This window comes from Pseudoduganella aquatica, from assembly GCF_020865585.1.
Lineage (GTDB): Bacteria > Pseudomonadota > Gammaproteobacteria > Burkholderiales > Burkholderiaceae_D > Rugamonas > Rugamonas aquatica_A.
The window spans coordinates 4309512-4334120 of the sequence record NZ_CP086370.1 but is presented as its reverse complement, the minus strand read 5'-3'; the positions used below and the strand labels follow the sequence as shown (position 1 = coordinate 4334120).

Below are 24609 nucleotides of genomic sequence, written 5' to 3'. Positions count from 1 at the left end.
TTCTCCTGGTGGCTACGATTTGCGTAGGTGGCGGACGCGCAGACCAATATGACTTTCTAGCAATAGTCAATCGGAAAACGCGCAAAATTCCTGTAGGAACTTTGGCCGATGTTGCTTAGGACTAATATCTGGTTATTAAGATAACAGGAGATTTGTTATTTTTTCTGCCACAGATCAAGTTGCACACCGAAAGTCGATCGTGTAAGGCCCGCTGGCCCGGCCTGTCCAGTAAAGCATGGCCGCCGCCGCCGCAGTTTGATTGCCATGCGCCCGGCGGATGTCCGCAATCAAACCGGCGCGCCCGCAGCTCGCTTATCGTGGGACGGCGCGGGGGCTGCCGCCTTCGCCTGACCTGACGACACAAAGGGCGATCTATGAGAATCACTGTTTTCGGTGCCGGCTATGTCGGCTTGGTGACGGCGGCCTGTCTGGCCGAATTGGGCAACGAGGTGCTGTGCCTGGAACGCGACCCGGCCAGGATCGCCCTCCTCGAACGGGGCCAGCTTCCGATCCACGAACCGGGGCTGGCCGAACTGGTCACCGCCAATGTGGGCGCCGGGCGCTTGCGGTTTTCGTCCGACGCCGACGGCGGCATGGCCGAGCTGCAATTCATCGCCGTGGGAACACCGCCCGATGAGGACGGCGCGGCCGACGTCGAACACGTGCTGCAGGCGGCGCGCACCATTGCCCGCCGCATGGCCGGCTTCCAGGTCATCGTCACCAAGTCGACGGTGCCCATCGGCACGGCCGAGCGCGTGCGCGCCGCGGTCCAGCAGGAACTCGATGCGCGCGGCAGCGGCCTGTCCTTCGCCGTGGTGTCGAATCCGGAATTTCTGAAGGAGGGCGCGGCGGTCCACGACTTCATGCAGCCGGACCGTATCGTGCTCGGGGTGGAGGCGGGCACGGCCGGCCGCCGCGCCGCCGCGTTGCTGACGGCGCTGTACGAGCCGCTCAACCGCCACCATCCGCGCACCGTCTGGATGGACACCCGCTCGGCCGAGCTGACCAAGTACGCCGCCAACGCCATGCTGGCCACGCGCATCTCCTTCATCAACGAAATGGCCAACCTGGCCGACCTGATCGGCGCCGACATCGAGGCCGTGCGCTGCGGCATCGGCGCCGACCAGCGCATCGGCTACAGTTTCCTGTATGCCGGCTGCGGCTATGGCGGCTCGTGCTTCCCCAAGGACCTGCAGGCGCTGGGCCGGCTGGCGTCCGAGGCCGGCCAGCCGCTGCGGCTGCTGCGCGCGGTCGAGGCCATCAACAACGACCAGAAGCTGATGCTGGGCCAGCGCATCCTGGCGCGCTTCGGCGACGATCTGCACGGCCATGTGTTCGCCGTGTGGGGCCTGGCGTTCAAACCCGACACCGACGACGTGCGCCACGCCAGCGCGCTGGTGCTGATCGGCCAGCTGCTGCGCGCCAACGCGTGCGTGGCCGTGTACGACCCGGTGGCCCAGGCCACGGCCCGGCGCGCGCTGGAACAGGACCGCTCGCTCGGGCCAGAGGCGCTGGCGCGGCTGCGCTACGCCAGCGACCCGATGAACGCGCTGCGGGGCGCCGATGCGCTGGCCATCGTCACCGAGTGGAAGCAGTTCCGCTCGCCCGACTGGCGGCAGGTCAAGGCCCTGCTGCGCCAGCCGGTGGTGTTCGACGGCCGCAATCTGTTCGAGCCGCGCCTGATGGCCGAAGCCGGCATCGAACACCACAGCATCGGACGCCCGCCGCGCGCGCGGCTGGCGATGGCCAGCGCCGGCGCGGCGCTACCGGCGCAGGGCGGCCAAAACGCATGAGCCTGGTCTTCACCTGTTCGGCCGACGACGGGCACCCGGCCGACCTGACCCTGGCGGGGCTGCTGCGCGAGCACGCCCTGCCGGGCACGTTCTACTTCCCCATCCGCAACCAGGAGGGCGGGCCGGTGCTGTCCGGCGCCGGCATGCGGCAGGTGGCGGCACAGTTCGAGATCGGTTCGCATACGCTGGACCACCAGTTCCTCACGCGCGTCGGCGCGGCGCAGGCCGGCGCGCAGATCGTGCGCGGCAAACGGGAGCTGGAGGACAGGCTGGGCCGGCGCGTGGCGGGTTTTTGCTACCCCGGAGGCCGCTACCGGCCGCTGCACATCGGGCAGGTGCGCGCAGCCGGCTTCGACTATGCGCGCACCACCCTGAACCTGTGCCTGGACGCCGGCGCGAACCGCTACGAAATGGCCACCACCTGCCAGTTCTATCCGCATGCGCGCGCGGTTTACCTGCGCAACTACCTGCGCGGCGGGGCTTGGCCCCAGCGCGCCGGCATGCTGTTGCGCGCGCTCGGCGAGCCGGACTGGGAGCGACGCCTGTATGCCATGTTCGCGGCCGCTGAACGGCGCGGCGGCGTGTTCCACCTGTGGCTGCATACGGCCGACGTGGAAGCGCAGTCCGCCTGGCCGGCGCTGGCCGGTTTCCTGGCCCATGTCGCCGCGCGCGTGCCGCCGTCGCGGCGCCTGAGCAACGGCGCGCTGGCGCTGCGGAGCTTCGGGGCGCTCAAGCGCTGAAACGCGGTGCTGCCGGCGTCGCCGGCAGGCGCCCGGTGCGCGTTGAATCTATTTCCCTTTTGTATATCGGTGTGATCATTATGCCTTTTAATATTGGCATTATTAATTTCTTGGTGGAAGCGATATTTCTTAATTTACGGGTAATTTAATAGCAGCCTCAAGCGATAGTATTATTCCATGGAAATTTCATAATGTGAAAAATTTCTTGCCTTAAGGCGAGAAAGCCTCCTAGAATTGGCGAAAATAAAAATTCGGGTAGTTAAATATTTTTATTAGTCAATTCCTAGGAGTAATTATTTTGAATATAAGATCCCTCAACCGGAACAACCAATTGTTGGCAATTCTCGGCACCGGCATATTGCTGGCCGGCTGCGGCGCCGGCGGCACAGACCAAACGCCCAAGGCCAGCGCCCAGGGCGGCCCAACGCTGCTGGCCGCCACCGCCAGCAACAGCAGTTGCAGCTTCCCGAAATTCGTCTTCGGCACCAAGTACGCGACCGGCACCATCGTCAACTTCGCCGACAACGGCAAGAACTACATCGCCACCCACGACAATCCCGGCTACGATCCCACCATCAGCACCTACTTCTGGAGCCCGTACACCGCGTGCAGTGCACCGGCACCGGCGCCCGCGCCTGCGCCAAGCTGCAGCTTCCCGAACTACGCCTGGGGCAGCAATTACGTCACCGGCAACATCGTGACCTATCCCGACAATGGCAAGTACTACATCGCCACCCACGACAACCCGGGCTGGGATCCGACCATCAGCACCTACTTCTGGAGTCCGTACACCTGCAGCGCACCCGCGCCCACGCCGACGCCCACGCCGACGCCGACTCCGGCGCCGACCGGGCCGGTCGTGACGGCCGCCAGTTGCAGCTACGCCGCCGTGTCGGCCGCGGTGAACTCGGCGGCCACCGGCACCACGGTCAGCGTGCCGGCCGGCGATTGCAGCTGGGGCACCCAGCAGCTCAACGTTCCGGCCGGCATCTATCTGCGCGGCGCGGGGCAGGACAAGACCGTGATCCGCCGCGTGGGCAGCGTGTCCAACACCAGCTATCTGGTGGCCTACAACTGCTCCAACGGCCAGCGCGCGCAGTTTTCCGGCATGACGCTGATCGGCAACGGCAATGCCGCCATCCAGGACAAGGGCCTGGGCCTGCTCAACGGCTGTTCCGACTTTTCGGTGACGAACTCGAAGTTCAGCAAGTTCGTCTTCAGCGCCGTGTATGTCGGCGATGCGCCCAAACAGCGCGGCGTTATCTTTAAAAACAACTTTATCGATAATTACAGCCCGGAATTGAAAAACCTCGGCTATGGGGTGGTGGTGTATGGCGGCGGCGCCTGGCCGGCGCTCAGCCTGGGATCGGCCGACGCGGTATTTGTCGAAGATAATTATTTCTCCGGCAACCGTCACAATATCGCCTCCAATAATGGCTCGGTATATGTGTTCCGTTATAACAAGGTGAATGGCACCGATGCGGCCAAGGATTATGCGATGACCGACGCGCATGGCCTGTCCTCGTCGCAGCGCGGCTCGCGCAGCTTTGAAATTTATAACAACACGTATTCGACCAGCATCAGCAGCGGCTTGCAGCGCACGGCCATCGGCATCCGCGGCGGCGACGGCGTGATCTTCAATAACACGGTGCCGGCCACGGTCAGCCGCACGGTGGAATTGATGGTGGAAGGCTTCGGTTGCGGCACCTACCCGGGCGCGGACCAGAGCCGCTCGGTGTATATCTGGAACAACACCGCCAATCCCCAGAACGGCTACACCACCAATGGCATCGACAACACCTGTCCTGCCTCGCTGGGCCTGAACCGGGATTACTTCCTGAACGCCAAGCCGGGCTACACGCCTTACGTCTACCCGCACCCGCTGCGCGCCGGACAGTAAGAATGCCGCGCTAGCGGCGGCCGCGCGGAATATGGCGCGGCTTGCCGGGGCGAAAGCTGCGGCGCCTGTCCCCCATCAGGCGCCGCAGTTCGGTGATGCTCAACTGGCTCACCTCGTGCATGCGCAACAGCATGCCTGCGCTGACCTTCAGCCGCCCGTGGCGGATCTTGCTGATGGTCGGCGCTTCCACTTCCAGCAGGCGCGACAGCGCCGCGTCGTTCTTCAATTGCAGCAGTTCGAGCAGGTGATCGAACAACGGGTTCGGGTCGAACTTGGGCGCATGCGGCGCCGTCATGACGGCCCGGCGCGGCGTCCGCGCAGCAACTGGCGCCCCAGTCCGAGCAGGAACAGGGTGTTGGTCACCAGGTAGCGGCGCGCCAGCCGGCGCGGTTCCGCGCCTAGCCGGTACAGCCACTCCAGTCCGTTGTGCTGCCACCACAGCGGGGCGCGGCGCAGCGTGCCGGCGTGGTAGTCGAAGGCGGCGCCCACGCCCACCAGCGGCGCGGCCACGCGGCCGCAGTGGGCCGCCATCCAGTATTCCTGTTTCGGGCAGCCCAGGCCGACAAACACCAGGTTGGCGCCGGAGCGGTTGATCGCCTCGACGTCGGCCTGGTCCTGCCCGGCGTTGACGGGGCCGAAGGGCGGCGCCAGCGCGCCGGCCACGCGCAACGCCGGAAAGGCGGCGGCGATGGCCTCCTGCAGGCGCGCCAGCGTGTGCGGCGTGCTGCCGTACAGGAACACGCTCTGGCCGTGCCGCTCGGCCGCCGCCAGGTAGCGCCACATCAGGTCCGGGCCGTTGATGCGCGGTTGCCGCGTGCGCGCGAAATGGCTGACCGCCCAGGCCACCGGGGCGCCGTCGGCGGCGGCCAGGTCGGCGTTGTTGAGGATGGTGCGGAAGTGCGCGTCGCGCGTGCTGCACACGACCGAGTGCGCATTGCACAGGCAGACATAGCGCGGCGCTTTCTGCGCGCCCCAGTCCAGCAGTTGTAGGACGGCTTCCTCCCAGCTGAGCACGTGGATGCGCGCGCCCAGTACCGCTTGACGTTGTTTATGCATAATTGAGTCCCAGGTTGGCCAGCATGGCGGTGTAATAGATGTCTTCGAGCATGGCGAGGTTCTGCTGCGGCGTGTAGCGCAGCCGGTAGCGCGCGTAGGCGCGCCGGCCCATGGCCAGCATCTGCTCCGGATGGTGGTAGGCCCAGGCCAGCTTGGCGGCCAGGTCGGCAGCGTCGCCGGGGCGCACCAGCAGTCCGGTCTCGCCGTGCTCGACCAGTTCGCCCAGGCCGCCGTGCGCGCTGGCGATGACGGGCACGCCGCAGGCGAACGCTTCCACCGCGGCCAGGCCGAAGGTCTCCAGGCAAGTGCTGGGCGCGACCAGGAAGCTGCTGCCGCGCAGCAGCGCGCGCACCTCGGCCGGGCTGCGCCGGCCCAGGCAGTCCGGGCCGAACGCGGGCGCCAGCGCGGCCGCCAGCGGCCCGTCGCCGACCAGCCGCACGCGCAGCGCGGCGGCGTCGCCGGGCAGGCGCTGCAGCGCCGCCTGCAGGACCTTCACCCCTTTTTCCTCGGCCAGGCGGCCGACGAACAGGCCGCCTGCGCGCCCTTGCCAGGCCGGCTCCGGGCCGGGCTCGACAAAGTTGGGTTTGACGTCGATGCGCATGGCGGGCAGGCCGCCGGCGATAAACTGCGCGCGGCTGAAGTGGCTCAGCGCGATGAAGCGGGTGCCGGGCCGGCGGTAGCTGCCGAGCAGGCGGTGGGTGGCCAGCGCCGCCGCCGCCGCGCCCGACTGCAGCACCGAGCCGTGGTAGCAGGCGCGGGTCACCGCGCGCCAAGGCGCGTGGCCGACGCAGTCGCGGCACACCCGGCCTTCGCGCAGCAGCATGGCTTGCGGGCACAGCAGGCGGAAATTGTGCAGCGTCTGCACCACCGGGATGCGGCGGCGCGAGCCCAGCCAGTGCGGCGCGGGCGAGATCAGCGGGAAGGTGTTGTGCAGGTGCAGCACGTCCGGCCGCGCGGCGTCGCACAGGCGCTCGATGTCGCGCACCGCGCGCGGCGACCAGAACGCGCTGAAGGCGCCCCGCAGCGGCGCCTGCACCAGTTCCGCGCTGTCGCGCTCGTAGACCTGGACCGCGTGGCCGGCCGCGCGCAGCAGGCACGCCTCGGCCTCGGCCACCACGTCCTCGCCGCCGCGCTCGCGGTAGCGGTTGTGGACCAGCAGGATGCGCAGCGGCTGCTGCGTGCGCTCAAGTTTCATGGGGCCGTCCTTCATGGTGGTGGGATATGCTCTATTTCACCAAGCTGGCGCGCGCCCGCCTTGACTGTGCTCACGCGGGCAGATGACGGCGGCCATGGCCGCGCGCGCAGCGGGTTGCCGGCCAGGGCCAGGTAGCGCTGGCCGAGCAGGCGCGAGGCCGCCAGGTTCAGGTGGTTGTCGTCCTTGTACAGCGCGGTGCGCCCGATCGCCGTCAGGCATTCGTCCGGCCCGCACATGACGCGCTTGGGATCGATGACGATCAGCGAGGGATGGGCCGCGCGCAGCGCGTCGATGACGCGGTCCATCGAGCCCTGTTCGGCCTCGACCAGGGCGCGCGGCATATTGCAGTTGCGCGCCGCCGGCAGCCAGCCGCGCTGGCGCTGCAGCACGCAGCGCGGCAGGTCGGGCGCCACCGTCGGCGTGTCCTTCAGCAGCAGCGGCACGGCGCCGGCGCGCTCGATCCTGCCCAGCGCCGTGTCCAGCGCGCGCGCGAAGTCCTGTTCGCGGCCCAGGTATTGCCAGCGGCTGGCCAGCGCCACGTAGCGGAAGTGCGGCGCCATGGCCAGCAGGTCGGCGTTGCGGCGCTGGCAGGGCGTGGGGCCGCCCGGCTCGCCCTGGTAGAGGTCGATGGCCGAGCAGGCGCCCTCGACGAAATAGGCCAGCCGCATGCCGCCGTCGCGCGCCAGCTGTTCCAGCCAGGGCTTGAAGTGGTTGGCGTGCGAGTCGCCGAACAGCAGCAGCGACGCGCCCGGCGCGCGCGGGTCGCCGGCCACGCAGCGCTGCACCAGGTAGTCCAGCGTGACGCCCTGGTAGGCGCCGGACTTGATGGCGCAGGCGCCGGCCAGGTCGCGCTCGAAGGAGTAGCTGGCCAGCAGCTCGCGCGCGGCCGGGTCGAAGCGTCCCGGCACGCCTTCGCTGCTGTAGGAGTACAGCCCCAGCGCCAGGAAGGCGGCGGCCGGCCCGGCGTAGTAGCGCGCCGCGGCGGCGCGCAGTCCCGGCGCGCCGCGCCGGTGCAGCGGCTGCTCGACGTAGCGCCAGGTCAGCCAGGCCAGCACGAAGACCAGCAATAGCGCGGCGGCGGTGGCGTGCGCGTCCAGCGCCCCGTAGCGGTAGCGCAGCAGCGACAGCACCGGCCAGTGCCACAGGTAGAGCGAGTAGGACATGCGTCCCACGGCGGCCAGCCAGGGCAGGCCGAGCAGCGCGCTGAGCGGGTTGGAACGGCTGCCGGCGTACAGCAGCAGCGCCGCGCCCAGGCACGGCGCCAGCGTGTTCAGTCCCGGGTAGGGCAGTTCGCGCCGCAGCAGGGCCAGCGCGCCCAGCGCCAGCACGGCGCCGGCCGCCGCCAGCCGGGCCGCCGGGGCCGGGCCGGCCGGGCGCCGCCAGCGCACCGCGTAGGCCGCCAGCGCGCCCATCAGCAGCTCGTGGGCGCGGCAGCTGAGCAGGAAGTAGCTGGCCACCGGCCCGGTGTGCCACTCGGACCAGGCCAGCGCGGCTACGGCCAGCGCCGCCAGCGCGGCCGGAGTGCGGCGCGGCGCGGCGCGGTGCAGCAGCAACAGCAGCAGCGGGAACAGGAAGTAGAACTGCTCCTCCACCGCCAGCGACCAGGTGTGCAGCAGCGGGAACTCCTCGCTGCGCTGGCCGAAGTAGCCCCAGCTGCTGAGCGAAAAGAACAGATTGGCGGCGAAGGCCCAGGAGGCGGCCAGCGAGGTGGTGTAGAACAGGTAGTCGTTGGGGATCAGCAGGTAGCTGGCGGCCGCCAGCACCGCCAGCGACACCACGCCGTAGGCCGGCAGCAGGCGCGTGATGCGGCGCTGGTAGAAGGCGGCCAGGCTGAAGCGGTCCTGGGCCAGCGCGTCGGCCAGCACGCCGGTGATCAGGAAGCCGGAGATGACGAAGAACAGGTCGACCCCGGCGAAGCCGCCGGGCAGCAGGGCCGGCGCGGCGTGGAAGGCCAGCACCGCCAGCACGGCCACGGCGCGCAGGCCGTCGATGTCGGCGCGGTAGGGCGGCGCCGCGTTCATGGCCGCTCCGGCGCGCTGCGCGGGCAGGCGCCCAGCAGCAGCAAGGTCAGGAAGATCACCCACATCTGGCCGCGCGGGGCGAAGAACGAGGCCTCGCTCTGGTTGTGCATCAGGTAGGCCAGGGTGAAGGCCACGCTGCACGGGGCCAGCGCGCGGGCCTGGCGGTCCGGGTGCAGATAGCTGCGCGCCCAGCCGGCCAGCAGCAGGGCGAACAGCGCCAGCGCGGCGATGCCGCCGTTGACGGCGAGGTCCAGCGCGCCGTTGTGGTAGCTGGAATACGGCATGCCGGCTGTGCTGATCAGCTCGGCATGGTCGTCGAAGCTCCAGCCCAGCCAGGGCTTGGCGCCGATGGCGCGGTAGGCGTCCTGCCACACCTCGGCGCGCCCGGTGAGCTTGCTGTCCCGGCCCAGCATGTCGTACAGCCAGTCGAGCGGCAGCGCGCTCTTGAGCAGCTGGTACAGGCCGCCGCCCAGCACGGCCAGCAGCACCGCCCCCAGGTAGAGGCGCGGCCCGGCCGCGCGCCGCTGCCAGGCGCGCAGCAGCAGCAGCAGCAGCAGCGACACGGCCGAGCACAGCTTGGAGGTGACGCTGTCGGCGCCCAGCGCGGCGGCGGCGCCCAGCAGGCAGAACAGCAAATGCCAGCGGCGCCGCCGCGCCTGCGGCAGGCACACCAGCACGCAGGCGTTGGCCCAGAAGGTGGTCAGGGCCAGCGCCCCCAGGGTGTTGGGGTGGGAGGTCAGGCCTTGCCAGCGCTGCTGCCAGTCGATGGCGTAGCCCGGCAGGACGGCGACGGCGGCCAGCTGCAGCGCCATGTTCAGGCCCAGCACCCCGGCCAGCTGCGGCACCAGGCGCCAGGGCTGGTCGCGGTAATGCAGCGCGGCGGCCAGCGCGATCAGCGTCACGCCGGTGCCGTGCACGAAGTTCATGGCCACCTTGGCCGGGTAGGCGCTCCACAGCACCCCGGCCAGCAGCAGCAGCAGCAGGGCAGGCTGCTGCCAGTGGCGGCGCAGCAGCAGCGCCGCGCTGCGCGGATAGCGCAGCAGCAGCGCGCCGGCCGTGCCGTACAGCGTGGCCAGCAGCAGCAAGTTGGCCAGCGAGCTGAGCATGTTGGAGCTGGCGGCGGCCGCCGCCGTCATCTCCGCCACGTCGGCCACCAGCATGGGCCGGGTCGGCGCCAGGCTGTAGGCGATGGGCAGGCCGGAACTGGCCATGAAGGCCAGGAAGGGCAGGGCCATCAGGCGGCGCGCGCCGGGCGCGGCGTCAGCGCGGGCGGGGTGCACGGTATTCCTCCAGGTCGCGCCGCGCCAGGCAGCGCGCCAGCTGGCCGCCGGCCCCGGCCGCGCGCAGCGCCAGCGCGGCCGCCGCGCCGCGATGCAGGCACAGCAGCAGCGGCAGCGCCAGCGCCGCGCCCAGCAGCTGCAGCAGCTTGACGGCAAACCACAGCGCGCCGCGCAGCGGGGCGTAGCGCCGCACCACCACCCGGTAATAGGTCTGGCCGCCGCGGAAGGCGCGCCGCAGCGCCCAGCCCAGGCGCAGCCGGGCCGGCGGCACCGGCTCGCTGGCTTCGGCCTCGGCGCACCACACCAGGCGCCGCCCGGCCAGGTGCAGGCGGTAGAACCAGTCGGTGTCCTCGCCGCCGGTCAGGCCGAAGGCGGGGTCGAAGTAGGGCCCGCCGCCGTCGAGCACGCGGCGGTGCAGCATCACATTGCCGGCCCCGCCGTAGGGCAGGAGGGCGCCGGTGGGCAGGACGGGCTTGCGGAAGCTGGCCCGGCACCAGGCCGGGGCGCGCGCCGGCAGCACGCTGTGCACCGGGCCGAACACGGCGTCGGCGCGGTGCGCGTGCAGGCAGTGGTACAGCGCGCGCAGCCAGCCCGGCGCCGGGGTCTCGTCGTCGTCGATGAAGACGATGCAGGGCGCGGTCGCCAGCGCCAGCGCGCGGTTGCGCGCCAGCGCGATGTTCTGCTCCGGCTCGGTCTGGTAGACCAGGGGCAGCGTGTGGCTCAGGCGGAACGCGGCCGCGGCCGGATAGGCGCTGGCGCGCGCGTCGTTGTCGACCACGATGATGCGCAGCGCCAGGCCGGGCCAGGCCTGGGCCGGCAGCGCCGCCAGCAGCGCGGCCAGCAGGCCGGGGCGGCGGAACGTGGCGATGCAGACGTCGATCGCGGCCGGCGCGTCAGGGATGGGGGGCATGGCGCAGCTCCTTCCAGATCAGGATGGACAAGGTGATTTCGCCGGCCAGCAGGCCGAGCAGGGCGCCGCTCTGGCCGCACAGCGCCGTCAGCAGCGCGGTGGCCAGCACGGTGACGGCCGCGCTCGGCACGCCGAGCAGGGTCAGCGCGCGGAAGCGGTGCTGCAGCTGCAGCAGCAGCGAGCCGCCGCTGCGCGCCACCTGGAACAGCAGGATGGCGCACCACAGGGCCGCCAGCGGCGCCAGGCCGGGCACGGCGCGTCCGGCCAGCAGCGGCGCGACCCGGTCGAAGCAGGCCAGCAGCAGCAGGCTGTAGAGCAGGGCCAGCGCGGCCAGCGCCGCGCTCAGCTGCATGGACAGGGCGCGCATGCGCTGCGGCGCCTGCACGCGCAGCGCCGCCAGGCGCGGGATGGCGATCTTCTGCACCGCCGGCAACAGGAAGGAGGCCGGGGCGATGAACAGGCGCGCCAGGTTGGCCAGGCCGGCGCCGGACGGCCCCAGCAGCACGGCCAGGGCGTAGGTGTAGCTTTGCGTCTGCAGCCACGTCACGCCCACCCCGCCCAGCGCCCAGCGCCCGTGGCCCCAGGCGGCGCGGAACTCGGCCGCCAGCGCGGCGCGGCTCTGGCGCAGCGGCAGCGGCGCGCAGGCGTAGACCAGCGCGCAGCCGGCCGCGTTGCCCAGCGCGTACAGCCCCAGCACCGCCTCGGTGCTGGGCGCCAGGCCGGCGCCGGCCCGCGCCAGCAGGCCGCCGGCCAGCACCAGCACGGCGACCGCGTTCAGGGCCAGCGCCAGGCGCTCGCGCCGCAGCAGATAGGCGTAGGCGCTGAAGAACTCGGCGGCCAGGAACAGGGCGCCGGCCAGCGCCACCAGCGGCAGCGGGGCCATCAGCGCCTGCGCCCCGGGCGGCAGCCACGGCAGCGCCAGCGCGGCGGCGCCGGCCAGCAGCAGCATCAGCGCGCCCAGCAGCAGCACCGCGCACAGCATGCGCGCCGCGTAGGGCGCGCGCGCGGCCGGCGCGCAGCCGGGCAGGGTCACGTTCATCTGGGTCAGCACCAGCGCGTTGCCGACCCCGACATACAGCATGCACAGCGCGTAGCAGGCGCCGTACACGCCGAACTGGCCCAGCGTCATGGTGCGCGCCAGGTAGACCCCGAGCAGGAAATTGCTGCCGCTGCTCAGGCCCTGGTTGGCAAAGCTGAGCAGCAGCGGGCCGCCCAGCCGGCGCAGCGCCTGGCGCTGCGCGTCCAGGCGGCGCGCGGGGCGCCGCGCCGGCGTGACGCTGGCCACCACTAGCTGCCGCGGCCGGCGGCGCCGGCGCGCACCGCGGCCAGGTCGGCCTGCATCATCTCGGCCACCAGCTGCTGGAAGCCCACGCGCGGCGCCCAGCCCAGTTCGCGGTGCGCCTTGCCGGCGTCGCCCAGCAGCGTCTCGACCTCGGTCGGCCGGTACAGCGCCGGGTCGACCCGCACCAGCACCTGGCCCGGGCGGCAGTGCGTCGCGCCGTGGCCGGGCGCCACCGCCCGCACCGTGGCCGTCTCGTGCACGCCGGCGCCGCGCCACTCGAGCACGATGCCCAAGGTGGCGGCGGCCGCGTCGACGAAGGCGCGCACGCTGTGCTGCTCGCCGCTGGCGATCACATAGTCCTCGGCGCGCGCCTGCTGCAGCATCAGCCACTGCATCTGCACGTATTCGCGCGCATGGCCCCAGTCGCGCAGCGCGTCCAGGTTGCCCAGCGCGATCCCGCTTTGCAGGCCGCAGGCCGCGCGCGCCAGGCCCAGCGTGATCTTGCGGGTGACGAATTGCTCGCCGCGGCGCGGCGACTCGTGGTTGAACAGGATGCCGTTGCAGGCGTACATGCCGTAGGCTTCGCGGTAGTTGACCGTGATCCAGTAGGCGTACAGCTTGGCCGCCGCGTAGGGGCTGCGCGGCGCGAACGGCGTGCGCTCGCTCTGCGGCACCTGGCGCACCTGGCCGAACAGCTCCGAGGTCGAGGCCTGGTAGTAGCGCGTGTGCGCCGCCAGGCCCTGGGTGCGCAGCGCTTCGAGCAGGCGCAGCGGGCCGAGCGCGTCGGCGTTGGCGGTGTACTCGGCCTCGGCGAACGAGACCGCCACGTCGCTCTGGGCGGCCAGGTTGTACACCTCGTCCGGGCGCAGCGCCGCCACCACCCGCTGCAGCGAGCTGGCGTCGGTCAGGTCGCCGTCGTGCAGGGTCAGGCCGCCGTCGGCCAGCAGGTGGTCGATGCGGCTGGTGTTGGGCAGCGAGCTGCGCCGGCGCAGGCCGTGCACCCGGTAGCCTTTTTCGAGCAGCAGTTCGGCCAGGTAGGCGCCGTCCTGGCCGGTGACGCCGGTGATCAGCGCGGTCAGGCCGGCGGGGCGGGGCGGAAGCGGGGAAGACAGGTTCATGCGGTAACTCCGGTCGGTTGGGAAAAGGGTCAGGCGGCGGCCTCGGCGCGCAGCACGGCGCCCACATGGCGCGCCAGGCGCAGCGCCAGTGCCGTCAGCGTGATGGTGGGGAAGTTGGCGCCGGCGGTGGGGAACACCGAGCTGCCGGCCAGGTAGAGATTGGCCATGCCGTGCACGCGGCAGTCGCGGTCGACCACGCCGAAGGCGGGGTTGCTGTGCATGCGGGTGGTGCCCATGTGGTGCCAGGTGCCCTCGCGCTCCAGCGTGGACGGCCACGCGCCGCCCTCGAGCGGCGGCTCCAGCGCCACCGTGGCCACGCCGCCCAGGCGCAGCTCGTCGGCGATGATGGCCAGCGTGCGGTCGAAGGTGCGCTGCACGCGCGGCCCCAGGCGCCAGTCGACGCGCACGCGCGGCAGGCCCAGCGCGTCGCGCTCGGTGGGCGACAGGGTGACGCGGCTGTCCGGGTCCGGCTCGGGCTCGACGATGGCCTGCAGGCGCACGCGGCGCACCAGGCCGCGCGGGTGGCACAGCCGGGTCAGGCCGTAGCCCAGGGTGTCGATCGGATGGGCCGCCATGGTGGCCAGGTCGGCGCCCAGGCGCCAGCCCGGCTGCTCCTTGCGCAACGCGGCCTGCTTGCAGCGGTACAGGGCGGCGGCGGCGGCCGAGCCCTCGCCGGGAAACTCGGAATTGAACCAGACCCGCGCGTTGAGCAGGCGCTCGCGCGCCAGCGTCTCCTCGCTCAGGGCCAGCTGGGCCGCCACGTGCACGCCGCCGGCCGCCACCGCCCGGTTCAGGTAGTGGTATTTGATGTCGAACAGCTTGTTGCGCTGCCAGCCGGGCGCGAACTGCACGCTGGCGCGCTGCAGCCGCGGGTGGTCCATGAAATAGCGCCCCACCACGCCGGCGCCGTTGCCCAGGCCGGCCGGGGCGATGCGGTTCGATGCCAGCAGCAGGCGCGCGTTCTCGATGCCGCCGCAGGCCAGGATGTAGCAGCGCGCGCGCACCGCCAGCCGGCGCCCGCTCAGCGTGGCCACGTCCACCTGGCGCACCTGGCGCGCGCCGGCGTCGGTGGCCAGGTTGACGGCGTTGGCGTGCAGGCACACGCGCACATGGCGCGCGCGCGCCAGGTCGGCGCGGTAGGCCTTGCCGAAGCGGACCGGCGGGCTGAACTGGGACAAGGTGTCGCGCACGCGCCCGCTCGGCAGCGGCAGGCGGCGCACGTCCGGGCGGCCGATGCGCGCCTCCCAGTAGGCCGGCGAGAAGTTGTCCGGTCCCAGCTGAAGCACGCTTTGCGCGCGCCGGTAGTAGGGCGCCAGCTCGTCGGCGCCGAAGGGCCAGCCGCTGTGCGGGATCCAGTCGCGGCGCTGGAAGTCCCAGGGGTCGAGCGGCCGGCACCAGCCGCCCCAGCAGTTCGAGCTGCCGCCCAGGTAGCGGCTGCGGCAGCCGTCGGCGAACTGGTAGGGCAGGCCCACGTCCTCGCCGCGGTACAGGTCGCGGTTGGCGTTGTCCGGTCCCAGGCCGCCGCTCTCGAGCAGGCAGGCGGGGATGCCCATGGCTTCCATTTCCAGCGCCAGCGTGATGCCGGCCACGCCGCCGCCGATGATGCAGACGGTGGTGTCGAGCAGGCTGTCCTGGTCCAGGGTGCGGGTATCGATCAGCATCATTCCTCCGGGGTGGGGGTGGGCAGGGGGCGCAAGGCGTGGCGCCAGCGCCGCAGCGTGGCCTGGGCCGCCAGCAGGCGCCGCGCCAGCGGGCCGTGCGCGTCCTTGCGGCTGTGCAGCCACAGCAGCGCGCGGCGGCCCAGGCTGTGGCGCCAGGCCGCCAGCGCCAGCGGCGCCTGGCGCAGCGCGGCCCAGGCCGAACGGTACAGCAGCACTCGGTCCAGCGCGCGCTCCTCGCCGAGCAGGGCGCGCTTGTAGTAGTAGCGGCCCCACAGGAAATGGAACTCGCGGGCGCCGCGCTCGATGCAGGCGGCGATGGTGCGGTAGCAGCACCAGAAGCCCAGGCTGTAGTCGTCGTAGGCCGGGTCGTGCGCCAGCACCAGCAGGAAGCAGTTGCCGCCGTTGGTGGTGGCCACGCCGCCGGCGCAGATGCGCCCGCCGATCCGCACCACGCCGATCACGGCGCCCTCGCGCGCCAGCAGCGCGATGCGGCGCGCCTCCTCGGCGTCCAGCGCCGAGCGCTTGTGCTTGCCGGCCATGCGCGCGTGGTTCAGCGCCACGATGGCGTGCACGGCCTCGGCGTCGTCCGGCGCGGCCAGCTCGAACACCGCGTCCGGATGGTCTTGCAGCAGGGCGCTGTGGTAGCGCCGCAGGTTGCGGCGCGCGTTCTTGCCCAGGCTGGCGTGGTAGTCGGCCTCCGAGGGCGGCAGCGTGATCACCGTGTCTTCCAGGTAGTCGTAGTGCTGGCAGGGGTGGCGCGCGGCCCAGCGCGCCACCCGCACCGCGCGCAGGCAGACCGCCTGCGCGGCAGGGAAGTGGCGGAACACGTAGTCGGCGAAGGCGTCCAGCTCCGGGCCGTCGAGCGCGATCACTTCGTTCAGCACCTGCACCCGGCCGCCGCGCAGCACGAACACCAGCAGCACGCGCAGGCGGCTGTCCTGGTGCACCGCGTAGGCGTGGCAGTCGTCCAGGTCGTGGTCGAGCGCGAAGTGCGGCAGCGAGGCGTACAGATTGCCGTACAGCCGGGTCAGCGCCTGGCCGACGCCGGCCGCGCCGCGCTGGCAGCTGACGTGGCGGGCGGCGCCGAAGGGCGCGGCGGCCGGCGCGGCGCCGGCGGCAGGGGGATGGTGGGCAGTTTGCATGGGGCTCCTGTTGCGGTTCCGGTGGAAGGGGGCTAGGCGCTCCGGCCCAGCAGGCGCCAGCGCGGGCGCGCCGCCACGGCGGCCGGGCGCCGCCGGCTGTCGTTGAAGACGATGCCTTGCGTCGCCGCGCCGCCCTGCTGCAGGCGCTTGAGCGCTTCGTTGATGTCGGCCTCGGTGGTCACGCCGGCGCCGGCCAGCAGGAACACCGCGCCGGCCAGCGCGGCGCTGGCCAGGGGGTCGGACACGGCCAGCAGCGGCGGCGTGTCGACCAGCACCCAGTCGTACTCGCGCGCCATGTTCTGCAGCAGCTCGGCGAAGCCCGGGTGCAGCAGGAACTCGGCCGGATTGGGCGGCAGCGCGCCGGTGCACAGCAGGTCCAGCCGCTCCGGGCCGGCCGGCACGATCAGGCGCGCCGGCGGCAGGCGGCCGGCCAGCACCTCGGTCAGGCCGCCGGCGCGCTCGCGGCCGAAGCGCCGGTGCAGCTGGCCGGCGCGCAGGTCGGCGTCGACCAGCAGCACGCGCTTGCCGCTCAATGCCAGCAGGGCGGCCAGGTTGGCGGTGATGAAGGACTGGCCCAGGCCGGCGTGCGGCGCGCTGATCTGCACGATGCTGTTGCGCAGATGCGGCTGCACGCTGTGCAGCGCGGTGCGCAGGCCGCGCAGGTTCTCGATGGCGGGGTCGGCCGGCGCGGCGCAGGCCAGCAGGCGCGCCACGCCGTGCCGGTCCAGCTCCTGCTCGGCCATGCTGTGCGGCACGCTGGCGTACACCACGCGCTGGCCCAGCAGGCGCTCGAGCTGGGCCGGCGTGTCTATGCCCTGGTGCAGCAGGCGGCGCAGGCAGGCGTAGCCGAGGCCGATGGCCAGCCCGGCCGCCAGCGCCAGGCCGATCACCTTGCCGCGCTCGGGGCGCGCCGGGTTTTTCGGCAGCATGGGCTGGTCCACCAGGCGCACGTTGCTGACCTTGCCCGCCTTGACCAGGCGCAGCTGCTGCGCCGAGTTCAGCAGCGTGCCGTACAGGTCGCTGTTCAGCTTCATCTCGCGGTTCAGGCGCAGCAGTTCGCGCTCCATCAGCGGCAGGCCGCGCACATGGCTGTCGGCGCGCGCGATCTCGGCGTTGGTGGCGGCCAGCTGCTGCTCCAGCGCTTGCACCAGCGGGTGGCTGGCGGTGAAGCCGACCAGCATGTCCTGGCGTTTTTGCTGCAGTTCCAGGCGCTTGGCGCGGGCGGCGGCGGCCTGCTGCAGGCTGATCTTGGCTTCCTCGCCCAGGTCGATGGTGCCGCGGCTGTTGCGGTAGCGGTAGTACTCGGCCTCGGAGCGCTCCAGGCGCTGCTGGATGTCGGGCAGCTGCTTGTCGAGGAAGTTCAGCGACTTCTCGGCCTCCTCCAGCTTGCGGGTCACGTTCTGGTGCACATACTCGCGGCCGATCTCGCTGAGCACCAGGAACACCTGCTGCGGGTCGCCGCCCTCCAGCGTGACGCCGATCAGCCCGGACTGCTTGCCGATCTCGGCCACCGTCATGGCCTTCTGCACCCGCTCGATGGCGGCCAGCTTGGGCAGGTAGCGCAGGCGGAAGCGCGCGCCGGGGCGCGCCTCGATGGCCGCCACGCGCACCGTCAGCCGGCCTTGCGGCAGGCTGAACACCTGCCGCGGGCCGACCTGGCCGCGCATGGCCAGGCCATACGCGCGCTGGGTCAGCAGGAACTGGCCGCCGTCGAGCACGGTGAGCACGAATTCGGCGTCCTGCAGCGGCTCGGGCGCATACAGCTCGTCGACGCTGATCTTCTCGGCGCCCCAGACATAGCCGCCATGGCCGAACAGGCCGGGTTCGGACAGGCCGCTGCGCTGGGCGGCGATCAGGCGCCCGACCAGCGGCAGGTACTCGGGCCGCGCGTCGATGTACAGGCCGAGCCGGTCGACCGACTTGCCGATCACCATGCGCGACTTGATCAGCTCCATCTCCGAGATGGCCGCCGCCTTCACCTCGAACAGCGAGGAGATCTCGCCTATCATGCTCTTGGCGTTGTTCGGCTTGTCCTCCTCCACGTGCACCAGCAGGCTGGCCTCGTAGACCGGCTGCGCCAGCGCCAGGTAGAGCAGGCCGGCCAGCAGGCAGGCCAGCGTGATGCCCAGGATGTGCCAGCGGCTCTCGGCCAGCAGGCGCGCGTAGGCGGACAGCTCCACCTCGGCCTCGTGGCGCGGCGGCGGCGGGGCCGGCTGCAGCGGCGCTGCGTGGTAGGGCGCCAGCGCCGGCAGCTTGGGGTCGTGGGGGCGCATGCGGTCTCCTAGCGTCCGGTGCCGGTGCCGACCGCGGCCGGCAGCGAGCCCGGGATCAGCAGGCTCAGCGTGCGGTTCCAGCTGGTCAGGCCGTTGGGCGCGACAAACACCGTGTCGCGCGCGCTCAGTTCGAAGTGCTCGGCGATGGCCAGCGCGCCGGGCTCGCGCGCATCGAGGCGGAACACCTGCGACTCGTCGCCCACGCGCCGCACCACGTAGATCTGGCGCGCGTCGCCGCTGACCGGGCTCACGCCGCCGGCCTCGCCCAGCGCCTCGTTCAATGTCAGGCGCCCGCTGTGCATGGCCACCGCCTTGGGTGTGGTCACTTCGCCGGTCAGGAAGACCTTGCCTTCCTCGCCCGAGGCCACCCGCACCAGGTCGCCGTGCCGCAGCACGATGGCGGTGGGATCGCCGCCGTGCCGTATCAGGGCCGGCAGGTCGACCCGGTAGCTGGCGCCGCCGCGCACGATGCTGATGCGGCTCTGGTCGGCGCTGGGCAGCATGCCGCCGGCGCGGTTGAGCGCCTCGACCAGGTGCATGGGCTGGTTGTCCAGCGGCTGCAGGCCGGGCGCCTTGACTTCGCCGTCGATGTAGATGCGCTGGCTGCGGAAGGCCAGCACGCGCAGCGTCACCGACGGCTGGTTGAGCACGCGCGCCAGCTTGGCCGCCAGCAGGTCGCCGGCCTGCTGTTCGTTCAGGCCGCCCACCTGCAGCGCGCCGGCAAAGGGAAACTGCAGGCGGCCGTCCGGCCCCACCAGGAAGCCCGGCACGGTGCTGGCGGCGGCCTGCTCGCCGGGACTCAGCTGCGGTCCCGGCGTGGCCAGCTGGGCCGCCGCCAGTTCGGGGTGGCCCCACACCGTGATGGACAGCAGGTCGCCCGGGCCGATGGCGTAGGGCGCGGCGGGACCGGCGAACACGCTCAGGTCCTGCAGCTGGCGGCGGCGCGCGGCCTCCTGCTCGGCCAGCAACTGCTGGGTGATCGGGATGGGCGCGACGGCGGTGGCGCCGGCCGGCGCGTGCTGCACGCCCTGCATATTGGGCAGGCTGGCGGTGCAGGCTGTGCACAGCAGGCCGGCCAGCGGCCAGGGCCAGCGCGGCGCGCGCCGCAGCGGGGGGGAAGTAGGCATAGGGACTCCTCGGCAAAGTGGCGTGCCGGCTCCGTGGCGCGGCATCTGACTGCAGTGTAGGGTCGGCTTGGCGGGCGGCTTTTGATAGCGGTCACGCCGGCGCTTGACGGCAGTGGGGTGGGGCGCCGCCCCGCTGCGGAAGTGACGGTAGTCAACACCGGCGCGCGCCGAACGGGTTCAATGAAGTGCCGGCCACCGGCCCCATTTCCCCCCCGCCATGAGGACTCCCATGCTGAGAATCGCCATCGTCACCAATATCCTGGCCCCGTACCGCACGCCGGTGTTTTCCGCGCTCGCCGCGCAGCCCGGCGTGACTGTGCGCGTGATCGCCTGCGCCGAACAGGAGGACAACCGCCTGTGGGACTATCCGCCGCCGCGCTGCGAGCTGGCCATCCTGCGCCCGCGCGTGTTCAAATACCGCGAGCGCTACATCCATTGCAATCCCGACGTGTTCCAGGCGCTGGCCGGCTGGCGGCCGGATGTGGTGGTCACCGACGGCTTCAATCCCACCCACCTGTTCGCCTTTGTTTACGCGCGCCGGCGCGGCATCCCGCATGTCACCATGACCGACGGCACGGCCGACTCCGAGCGCACGCTCAGCGCGCTGCACCGGCTGGTGCGGCGCTTCGTGTTCGCGCGCTCGCACGGCCACGTGGCGGCCAGCGCCGGCGGCCTGGCGCTGTTCGACGCCTACCGCCTGCCCGCGCAGCGCCGCTTCCTGTCCTGCCTGTGCGTCGACAACGCGGCCTACGGCGGCCCGGCGCCGGCGGCGCTGCGGCCCTACGACCTGATGTTTTGCGGCCGCATGGAGGCGGTCAAGGATCCGCTGTTCGCGCTGGCCGTGGCGCTGGAACTGGCGCGCCGGCTGCGGCGCCCGGTGCGCATGCTGTTCGTCGGCTCGGGCACGCTGGACGCCCAGGTGCGCGCCGCCGCCGCCCTCTATCCCGGCCTGGTCGAGGCCCACTTCGCCGGCTTCCTGTCGCAGGCCGAGCTGCCCGGCATGTACCGCGCCGCGCGCGTGTTCCTGTTCCCCAGCCGCTGGGACCCGTGGGGCGTGGTGGTCAACGAGGCCTGCGCGGCCGGCATGCCGGTGCTGGCCTCGCCGCACGCCGGCGCCGCGCACGAACTGGTGCGCGACGGCGAGAACGGCTATGTGTGCGGACTCGACGTGCAGCGCTGGGCCGACCGCGCCCAGGCCCTGCTGCAGGACGAGGCGCACTGGGTGCGCTGTTCCGAGCGCAGCCGCGCGCTGGTGGCGGACTACACCTTCGAGCGGGCAGGCGCCGGCCTGGCCAGCGCCTGCCGCAACGCGGTGGCCGGCAACGCCGCCGCGCAGACCGACGGGCGCTACCGTTCCTGGCCGTCGGTGGTGATCGTCGAGCGCCAGCTGCTCAACTACCGGATCGGGCTGTACCAGCAGCTGCGCGCGCTGCTGGCCGAGCGCGGCATCGCGCTCACGCTGCTGGTCGGGCAGGGCACGCCGGCCGAGCAGATGAAGCGCAACGAGGCCAGCTTGCCGTGGGCGGTGCCTATCCCGACCCACTATGCGCTGCGCTACCGGGTCTGCTGGCAGCCCTACGGGCGCCAGGCGCGCGCGGCCGACATGGTGGTGGTCATGCACGAGAACAAAATCCTGTACAACCTGTGGCTGATGCTGGTCGCCCGCCCCAGCCGGCTGGCGTTCTGGGGCCATGGCGCCAACCTGCAGTCGGAGCGGCCGGGCGGCTGGAAGGAGCGCTTCAAGCGCTGGACCGTGGGGCGCGCCGACTGGTGGTTCGCCTACACCGACATGAGCGCCAGGCTGATCGAGGCGGCCGGCTTCCCGCGCGAGCGCACCACGGTGGTCGAGAACGCCGCCGACACGACCGAGATGATGGCGCTGTGCGCCGATATCGGCGAACTCGAGCTGGCGCGCTGGCGCGCCCGGCTGGGCCTGGGGGGCGGGCCGGTGGGACTGTACCTGGGGTCGCTGTACCATGAAAAGCGGCTCGATTTCCTGCTGGCGGCGGCGCGCCGCGTGCGCGCCGCGCTGCCCGGCTTCGAGCTGCTCATCGTCGGCGCCGGCCCGGATCAGGCCGCGCTGCAGGCGGCCGCCGCGTCCGACCGCTGGATCCACTTCCTCGGGCCGCTCAGCGGGCGCGACAAATGCGTGGCGCTGCGGCTGGCCGACGTGATGCTCAATCCCGGCCTGGTGGGCCTGGGCATCCTGGATTCCTTCGCCAGCGGCAAGCCGATGCTGACCACCGACTGCGGCCTGCATTCGCCCGAGATCGCCTATCTGGAATCGGGCCGCAACGGCATCATGACGCCCAACGACCTGGACAGCTACGCGGCGGCGGCGGTGGCGGTGCTGCGCAATCCGGCGCAGCTGGCGGCCCTGAGTGAGGCCGCGCGCGCGAGCGGCGGCCGGTACACGGTGGAGAATATGGCGCGCCGCCTGTGCCAGGGCATCGAGGCGGCGCTGGCGCAGCACTGAGCGGCGGCGCGGCGCGCTCAGGTCGGCGCGCTCATGTCCTGGTAGGCGTGGTAGTGCAGCGCCTGGCCGCTGAAGGAGCGCCGCAGTTGCTGGGACAGCGCGTCCAGGCCGCGCGCGCGCGCGTGGCGGTCGCCCTCGGCGTCGGCCCGGCAATAGCTGTGGTAGGTCTCCTGCAGGCCCGCCTCCAGCCCGACCTGGGCGCGCCAGCCCAGCGCCGCCAGCTTGCTCACGTCGAGCAGCTTTTGCGGCGTGCCCTCGGGCTGGCTGGGATCGAAGCGCATCTTGCCCTGGTAGCCGACCACGGCGGCGATGGTCATGGCCAGTTCGGCTATCGTGATGTCGCTGCCGGTGCCCACGTTGATGTGCGACTGCTGCTGCGAGGTGGCGTTCTGGTAGGTCTTGCAGCCGAGTTGCATCACGTGCAGGCAGGCTTGCGCCATGTCGTCGACGAACAGGAACTCGCGCCGGGCGTTGCCGGTGCCCCAGATCGTCACTTCCTTCTGGCCGCTGATCTTGGCGGCGTGGAAGCGGCGCAGCATGGCCGGGATCACGTGGCTGTTCTCCGGGTGGTAGTTGTCGCCCGGTCCGTACAGATTGGTCGGCATCACGCTGCGGAAGGTGGTGCCGTACTGGCGGTTGTAGCTCTCGCACATCTTGATGCCGGCAATCTTGGCGATGGCGTAGGGCTCGTTGGTGGGCTCCAGGGCGCCGCTCATCAGCGACGATTCGCTGATCGGCTGCGCATTCAGGCGCGGATAGATGCAGGACGAGCCGAGGAACAGCAGCTTGTTGATGCCGTGGCGCCAGGCCTCGTGGATGACGTTGGACTGGATCACCAGGTTGGAGTAGATGAACTCGGCCGGGTAGGTGTTGTTGGCGTGGATGCCGCCCACGGTGGCGGCGGCCAGGTAGATCTCGTCGATGGCCTCGGCCTGGAAAAAGCTGCGTACCTGGGCCTGGTCGGTCAGGTCCAGCCGCGCGTGGCTGCGCGTGATGATGTTGCTGTAGCCGCGCCGCCGCAGCGCGCGCACGATGGCCGCCCCCACCATGCCGTTGTGGCCGGCGACGTAGATGCGCTTGTTCAGTTCGTTACCCATGGCTTCCTCCTGAAAAATGCCGGCCCACCGGCGCCGGCTCAATAGACATCGTTCCCGGTCCAGCCCCGCAGCGCGGTCCAGACCACTATGCGCACATCCATCCACAGCGACCAGTTGCGGATGTATTCGACATCGAACTGGACCCGTTTGCTCATCTTTTCCGCCGTCTCGGTTTCGCCGCGGCAGCCGTTGATCTGCGCCCAGCCGGTGATGCCGGGCTTGGCGCGGTGCCGTATCATGTACACCGGCAGCAGGTCGCTGTACAAGTCGGTGTGCTGCACCGCGTGCGGGCGCGGGCCGACGATGGACATCTCGCCGCGCAGCACGTTGAGGAACTGCGGCAGTTCGTCCAGGCTGGTGCGCCGCAGGAAGGCGCCCAGGCGCGTCACCCGGGCGTCGCTCTTGCTGGCCTGGCGCAGCGCCGCGCCTTCGGCCTCGCCCTGCCAGTGCATGGTGCGGAATTTGTAGACCTTGAACACCTGGCCGTTCAGGCCGGTGCGCGGCTGCAGGAACAGCGCCGGGCCGGGCGAGCTGAGCTTGACGGCGACCCAGATCCCGGCCAGCAGCGGCGACAGCAGCAGCATGGCGGCCAGCGCGAACAGCTTGTCGAACAGGTACTTGCCCAGCTTGCTCAGCTCGCTGGTGTCGGGGCAGTTCAGGGTCAGCACCGGGGCGCCCAGGAACTGTTCCATATTGAAGCGCAGCAGTTGCAGGCCTTGCAGGTCCAGGACCCAGCGCAGCTCGACCAGGGTGTTGCGCAGCAGGTGCTGCAGCGCGCGCACCTGGGCGGCCTGGCCGATGGGCAGGGCGATCCAGATCTCGTCGATGGCGCAGCAGCGCGCGTAGCCGGGCAGGGCGCTGGCGCTGGGCAGGCGCTCGGCGCCGGGCGGCAGCGGCGCGTGCGGCTCGGCCGGCAGCGTGCACACGGCCTGGATGTGGTACTCGCATTTGTCCTCGCCCTGGGCGCGGCGGTACAGTTCGACGGCGCTGGCCGCGTCGCCGACGATGACCACGCGCACGGTGTTCAGGCCGTGCCGGCGCGCCAGCGGCAGCGCCCAGCGCAGCGCCAGCCGCGCCGCCGTCAGCGCGGCCCAGCCCGCCAGCGTCCAGCCCAGCAGCCAGCGCCCTGCCAGCGGGGCGGCGGCCAAGGCGCAGGCCAGCGCCACCGCCAGCACGATGCCGCACCACGCCATGGCCACCTGGACAGCGATCGAGCGCAGCGTGCGCTGCGCGGTCGGGCCATACATGCCCAGGCGCGGAAACAGCGCCAGCGCCAGGGCGCCGCAGGCCAGCGCGGCCAGCGTGTGCAGGGGCAGCGCTGGCGCCGGGCCGAGCCGCAACAGCAGCGCACTGGCGCAGTACAGCGCGCCGGCGATGGCGGCCAGATCGGCCAGGCGCATCAGCAGCACGAGGCGGGCCGGACTGTTGGTGAGGGTCTTCAACATGGCGCCCAGGGCGCTGCTTGTGCTCTGTTTCATGGTGGTCATCCGAAGGCAGTGAACGCCGCGTTACGGTCCCGGCCAGGCAGGCCCTGGCGC

At 71.5% G+C, this 24609-nt stretch carries 18 protein-coding genes; 4 read left to right on the top strand and 14 right to left on the bottom strand.

Features of this window, described 5'->3' with window-relative positions:
* Positions 1-374: 374 nt before the first annotated feature.
* From KT882_RS19255 to KT882_RS19245, 3 genes are all read left to right on the top strand, one after another.
* Positions 375-1793 (top strand): UDP-glucose dehydrogenase family protein, encoded by a 1419-nt coding sequence (locus tag KT882_RS19255; protein WP_228893067.1) that lies wholly within the window; start codon positions 375-377, stop codon positions 1791-1793.
* On the top strand, positions 1790-2533 hold the full coding sequence (locus KT882_RS19250) for a polysaccharide deacetylase family protein (RefSeq protein ID WP_228893066.1): 744 nt from the start codon (positions 1790-1792) through the stop codon (positions 2531-2533). The genes KT882_RS19255 and KT882_RS19250 overlap by 4 nt, the downstream gene beginning before the upstream one ends.
* 331 nt (positions 2534-2864) lie before the next feature.
* Entirely contained in the window at positions 2865-4433 is a 1569-nt protein-coding gene (locus tag KT882_RS19245) for a hypothetical protein (protein WP_161075055.1), read from the top strand.
* A gap of 10 nt (positions 4434-4443) precedes the next feature.
* Here KT882_RS19245 and KT882_RS19240 read toward each other — a convergent pair whose 3' ends face one another.
* The 12 genes from KT882_RS19240 to KT882_RS19185 are packed head-to-tail and all read right to left on the bottom strand — an operon-like array spanning position 4444 to position 19498.
* Positions 4444-4728 carry a hypothetical protein gene (locus KT882_RS19240; protein ID WP_161075054.1) on the bottom strand — a complete coding sequence of 95 codons (285 nt, stop codon included), beginning with the start codon at positions 4726-4728 and terminating at the stop codon, positions 4444-4446.
* Complete coding sequence (locus KT882_RS19235) at positions 4725-5489, bottom strand: WecB/TagA/CpsF family glycosyltransferase (RefSeq protein ID WP_228893065.1); 765 nt, start codon at positions 5487-5489, stop codon at positions 4725-4727. The genes KT882_RS19240 and KT882_RS19235 overlap by 4 nt, the downstream gene beginning before the upstream one ends.
* Positions 5482-6684 carry a glycosyltransferase family 4 protein gene (locus KT882_RS19230; RefSeq protein ID WP_228893064.1) on the bottom strand — a complete coding sequence of 401 codons (1203 nt, stop codon included), beginning with the start codon at positions 6682-6684 and terminating at the stop codon, positions 5482-5484. Before KT882_RS19230 ends, KT882_RS19235 begins: the two co-directional genes overlap by 8 nt.
* Before the next feature lie 11 nt (positions 6685-6695).
* Positions 6696-8705, bottom strand: coding sequence for an acyltransferase family protein (locus KT882_RS19225; protein WP_228893063.1), 2010 nt, complete (start codon positions 8703-8705; stop codon positions 6696-6698).
* Positions 8702-9985 (bottom strand): O-antigen ligase family protein, encoded by a 1284-nt coding sequence (locus KT882_RS19220; protein ID WP_228893062.1) that lies wholly within the window; start codon positions 9983-9985, stop codon positions 8702-8704. Before KT882_RS19220 ends, KT882_RS19225 begins: the two co-directional genes overlap by 4 nt.
* A complete protein-coding gene (locus KT882_RS19215) occupies positions 9966-10895 on the bottom strand; it encodes a glycosyltransferase family 2 protein (protein ID WP_228893061.1) in 930 nt (309 codons plus the stop codon). Before KT882_RS19215 ends, KT882_RS19220 begins: the two co-directional genes overlap by 20 nt.
* The gene (locus KT882_RS19210; RefSeq protein ID WP_228893060.1) at positions 10879-12180 is read right to left on the bottom strand and encodes a lipopolysaccharide biosynthesis protein; all 1302 of its coding nucleotides are present in this window, start codon (positions 12178-12180) and stop codon (positions 10879-10881) included. The genes KT882_RS19215 and KT882_RS19210 overlap by 17 nt, the downstream gene beginning before the upstream one ends.
* A gap of 2 nt (positions 12181-12182) precedes the next feature.
* Positions 12183-13295: a GDP-mannose 4,6-dehydratase gene (gene gmd / locus KT882_RS19205; protein WP_161075648.1), complete on the bottom strand. Its 1113-nt coding sequence runs from the start codon at positions 13293-13295 to the stop codon at positions 12183-12185.
* Positions 13296-13324: 29 nt separating this feature from the next.
* On the bottom strand, positions 13325-14956 hold the full coding sequence (locus tag KT882_RS19200; protein WP_161075649.1) for an FAD-dependent oxidoreductase: 1632 nt from the start codon (positions 14954-14956) through the stop codon (positions 13325-13327).
* Positions 14956-16098 carry a GNAT family N-acetyltransferase gene (locus tag KT882_RS19195; protein ID WP_161075647.1) on the bottom strand — a complete coding sequence of 381 codons (1143 nt, stop codon included), beginning with the start codon at positions 16096-16098 and terminating at the stop codon, positions 14956-14958. Before KT882_RS19195 ends, KT882_RS19200 begins: the two co-directional genes overlap by 1 nt.
* A 32-nt stretch (positions 16099-16130) precedes the next feature.
* Positions 16131-18371, bottom strand: a complete 2241-nt coding sequence (locus KT882_RS19190) for a GNVR domain-containing protein (RefSeq protein WP_228893059.1) — start codon at positions 18369-18371, stop codon at positions 16131-16133.
* Between the two features lie 8 nt (positions 18372-18379).
* The gene (locus tag KT882_RS19185) at positions 18380-19498 is read right to left on the bottom strand and encodes a polysaccharide biosynthesis/export family protein (RefSeq protein WP_228893058.1); all 1119 of its coding nucleotides are present in this window, start codon (positions 19496-19498) and stop codon (positions 18380-18382) included.
* 229 nt (positions 19499-19727) lie between these two features.
* Between KT882_RS19185 and KT882_RS19180 the strand changes: the two genes are divergently transcribed.
* The gene (locus KT882_RS19180) at positions 19728-21974 is read left to right on the top strand and encodes a glycosyltransferase family 4 protein (RefSeq protein WP_228893057.1); all 2247 of its coding nucleotides are present in this window, start codon (positions 19728-19730) and stop codon (positions 21972-21974) included.
* A gap of 17 nt (positions 21975-21991) precedes the next feature.
* On the opposite strand, the gene fcl is transcribed toward KT882_RS19180, so the two are convergent.
* Complete coding sequence (fcl, locus tag KT882_RS19175) at positions 21992-23071, bottom strand: GDP-L-fucose synthase (RefSeq protein WP_161075643.1); 1080 nt, start codon at positions 23069-23071, stop codon at positions 21992-21994.
* 38 nt (positions 23072-23109) lie between these two features.
* The gene (locus KT882_RS19170; protein WP_228893056.1) at positions 23110-24549 is read right to left on the bottom strand and encodes an undecaprenyl-phosphate glucose phosphotransferase; all 1440 of its coding nucleotides are present in this window, start codon (positions 24547-24549) and stop codon (positions 23110-23112) included.
* Between the last annotated feature and the right edge of the window lie 60 nt (positions 24550-24609).

What these genes read in the sequence shown, in the direction of transcription:
- gmd (WP_161075648.1), bottom strand. Translation starts at nt 13,295, where the DNA reads ATGAACCTGTCTTCCCCGCTTCCGCCCCGCCCCGCCGGCCTGACCGCG.
- KT882_RS19195 (WP_161075647.1), bottom strand. Translation starts at nt 16,098, where the DNA reads ATGCAAACTGCCCACCATCCCCCTGCCGCCGGCGCCGCGCCGGCCGCC.
- KT882_RS19225 (WP_228893063.1), bottom strand. Translation starts at nt 8,705, where the DNA reads ATGAACGCGGCGCCGCCCTACCGCGCCGACATCGACGGCCTGCGCGCC.
- KT882_RS19185 (WP_228893058.1), bottom strand. Translation starts at nt 19,498, where the DNA reads ATGCCTACTTCCCCCCCGCTGCGGCGCGCGCCGCGCTGGCCCTGGCCG.
- KT882_RS19250 (WP_228893066.1), top strand. Translation starts at nt 1,790, where the DNA reads ATGAGCCTGGTCTTCACCTGTTCGGCCGACGACGGGCACCCGGCCGAC.
- KT882_RS19215 (WP_228893061.1), bottom strand. Translation starts at nt 10,895, where the DNA reads ATGCCCCCCATCCCTGACGCGCCGGCCGCGATCGACGTCTGCATCGCC.
- KT882_RS19190 (WP_228893059.1), bottom strand. Translation starts at nt 18,371, where the DNA reads ATGCGCCCCCACGACCCCAAGCTGCCGGCGCTGGCGCCCTACCACGCA.
- KT882_RS19180 (WP_228893057.1), top strand. Translation starts at nt 19,728, where the DNA reads ATGCTGAGAATCGCCATCGTCACCAATATCCTGGCCCCGTACCGCACG.
- KT882_RS19170 (WP_228893056.1), bottom strand. Translation starts at nt 24,549, where the DNA reads ATGAAACAGAGCACAAGCAGCGCCCTGGGCGCCATGTTGAAGACCCTC.
- KT882_RS19200 (WP_161075649.1), bottom strand. Translation starts at nt 14,956, where the DNA reads ATGCTGATCGATACCCGCACCCTGGACCAGGACAGCCTGCTCGACACC.
- KT882_RS19230 (WP_228893064.1), bottom strand. Translation starts at nt 6,684, where the DNA reads ATGAAACTTGAGCGCACGCAGCAGCCGCTGCGCATCCTGCTGGTCCAC.
- KT882_RS19255 (WP_228893067.1), top strand. Translation starts at nt 375, where the DNA reads ATGAGAATCACTGTTTTCGGTGCCGGCTATGTCGGCTTGGTGACGGCG.
- KT882_RS19240 (WP_161075054.1), bottom strand. Translation starts at nt 4,728, where the DNA reads ATGACGGCGCCGCATGCGCCCAAGTTCGACCCGAACCCGTTGTTCGAT.
- fcl (WP_161075643.1), bottom strand. Translation starts at nt 23,071, where the DNA reads ATGGGTAACGAACTGAACAAGCGCATCTACGTCGCCGGCCACAACGGC.
- KT882_RS19235 (WP_228893065.1), bottom strand. Translation starts at nt 5,489, where the DNA reads ATGCATAAACAACGTCAAGCGGTACTGGGCGCGCGCATCCACGTGCTC.